At 30.7% G+C, this 2443-nt stretch carries 1 protein-coding gene and 1 pseudogene; both read right to left on the bottom strand.

All coding sequences use genetic code 11. The features are described from left to right. On the bottom strand, positions 1-913 hold a 913-nt coding region (locus ABZ851_RS37210), incomplete at its 3' end, for a replication initiation factor domain-containing protein (RefSeq protein WP_361137144.1). Positions 914-2325: 1412 nt separating this feature from the next. Then, positions 2326-2443, bottom strand: a pseudogene (locus ABZ851_RS37205) (replication initiation protein); the annotation flags it as partial.

Below are 2443 nucleotides of genomic sequence, written 5' to 3'. Positions count from 1 at the left end.
TCTGCCAAAATTCTATTTGCTTTTGTAATTGTTTTTCATTTTCTCTTAAAGTCGATTTCATTAATTCCGTTAAATCAACTGGAGATATTTCTTTAATTAAGTTTTTATATTTGGTTCTAGAATTTCTATGAATTTTACCCCATTCTTCTTCATCATTTAGCAACATAAAAACTATTGCTCTATCAGAAGTGCGTTCAATTATTTTCCAATCTGGTTTCAAAATATGTAAATCATTAAAACAATCATTCCAGTAATCCACCATATCTCTTTTAAGTTCAATTTCTACACGCCATAAGTGATCAGACATAACTTCGACATCTGCGTTATCTTTACGTTCTTGTTTTTTGTTATAAATTCTAATAAATCTATCACTATCACGAACGCCAAAATATTTTGTTTCTGGTTTCCCGTCACGACCATAAAATACAGTTTTCTTAACTGCTTTATCAGTCATTGCATAATAATTACTTAAATCATCTTCAAAATCAAAAGCTAAATCTATTCTTGTAAAACCGTCATCTTCCATGTAGTTGATAATGTTTTGTTTTAACCAAAGCATTTCTTCATGCGTAAGTTTATTCGGATTAAATTCAACACGCATATTACGTCTATCCCATGTATCTGCTTTTACTTTGTCGTATTCAATATAAACTTTTCCTTGTAGTGCTTTAGCTTTAAATTTCGTTTGTAGTATATCCCAAAGTCTAATTTGTGGTTCAGTACTCATGAATTCAGATAGCTTTTGAGCATTATTTTTATTTAAATTCCCAACAATTGTCATACGGTCGAAACTGATTTTTGGTTTCGATATGCACACAGTATGTGCGTGTAACCGGCTATTAGAGTAGCCGGTTGAGTGTAAAATATCACTATCCTTATTTTGTAAGTACTTTGAATAATTTTCTCTACTCATAAAAAATCGACTCCTTAATTTAATTTAAGAAGTCGCTCACCCGAATATATACCTTGAAGAAAAAACTAATATCGTTTAATATCTAGATATACAAAATATAAAAAACAACTTAATGTTTTTCCTTGGGTAAGTCGCATTCACAAACTTTGGCGGGGGAGTGAGCGACTTCTTTTTATTTTGTTATTAATATAACACTATCAAAAAGCTTGGTCTATTATGACCAAGCTTTTTGGTGTTTATAAACCTATGTCAAAAATTTCTTTCAACAACAAAAAAACGCCTTAACCCTTTATTGACAAGGGATAAAGCCTTAATTCAAAAATTGAGTTATTTCTATATAGTATCAAGACAAGAAGAAACTCGTTTCAAAAAAGCCAAAAAATCTCATCGTTAAATACTTTTGAATGCACTATGATTAAATAAATGTTAAAGTGAAAATATAATTCTCGAACATCATTAATTCTTTTAACATGAAATAGTTCTTCTACCAACCCATAGTCACTCAATAATTGAGTGACTATTTTTAATGGTTTTGGATGAGATGAAAATAAATAAGTGTTAAAGTAAAAATATAGCATTATCCTCATTCACATTTAGTTTTAGTCTTTTAATGTGAAGTGATCTTCGCCCAAAAATAGCTACTCACAAATTGAGTGGCTATTTTTTAATGCTTTATTCCAATTGCTTTATTGACGTTGAGCCTCGGAACCCTTAACAATCCCTAAACTTGTCGAATCGTCGGCTTAATAGCTCACGCTATGCCGACATTCGTCTCCAAGTTTAGTTAAGGGTTCTTCTCAACATCAATAAATTTTCTCGGCATAAATGCGTATGGTATGCTCAATACAGTGCTCAATTTTAATCGCACAGCATTTTATTGCTATTCTCCAGACCACTCATTTTTGAGTGGTTCTTTTATTTTGCATTTTAAGCCCTTTCTAGGACATTTAATCATTCCACGTATAAAAAATAACTAAAAACTTTTTTCGTTCAACAGAGAGACGATAAATCATTTTAAAATTTATTTTCTAAATCTTTTAGAATACGAAATATGTTTTTCTATCTCGGTTATTCTTCTTAATAAAAAGCTAAAGCCTTAAAAAATAGGTGTATAATGTAACTCTTGTATTTTAAAGAGCATAAGAGGAATCCTGCACAGAAATGTCTCCAAATGTCTCCATTCGGTAGCTATTTCTGTGCAAAATATTGATTTGACAGTGTCAAATGGGATTCCTATTTATGCGATAAAAATTGTTATATGACTCCCGAACGGCTACACAAAAGCTACCGAATAGCTACACAAAATCAAAAATGGATACCATATGGATACCTAAAATCAAAAATAGCTCCCAAATAGCTACATTATTAGGTAGCTATTTGGGAGCTAAAAGGGAGCCGAATGGTAGCCATTTTTAAAATAGCTTCTTACTTTTTGTCTGCCAAAATTCTATTTGCTTTTGTAATTGTTTTTCATTTTCTCTTAAAGTCGATTTCATTAATTCCGTTAAATCAACTGGAGATATTTCTTTA

The sequence above is a fragment of the Streptomyces sp. NPDC047049 genome (genome assembly GCF_040643995.1).
In the GTDB taxonomy this organism is placed as follows: domain Bacteria; phylum Actinomycetota; class Actinomycetes; order Streptomycetales; family Streptomycetaceae; genus Streptomyces; species Streptomyces mooreae.
Note: the sequence above shows the minus strand (reverse complement) of the source record. Positions and strands in the feature narration are given on the sequence as shown.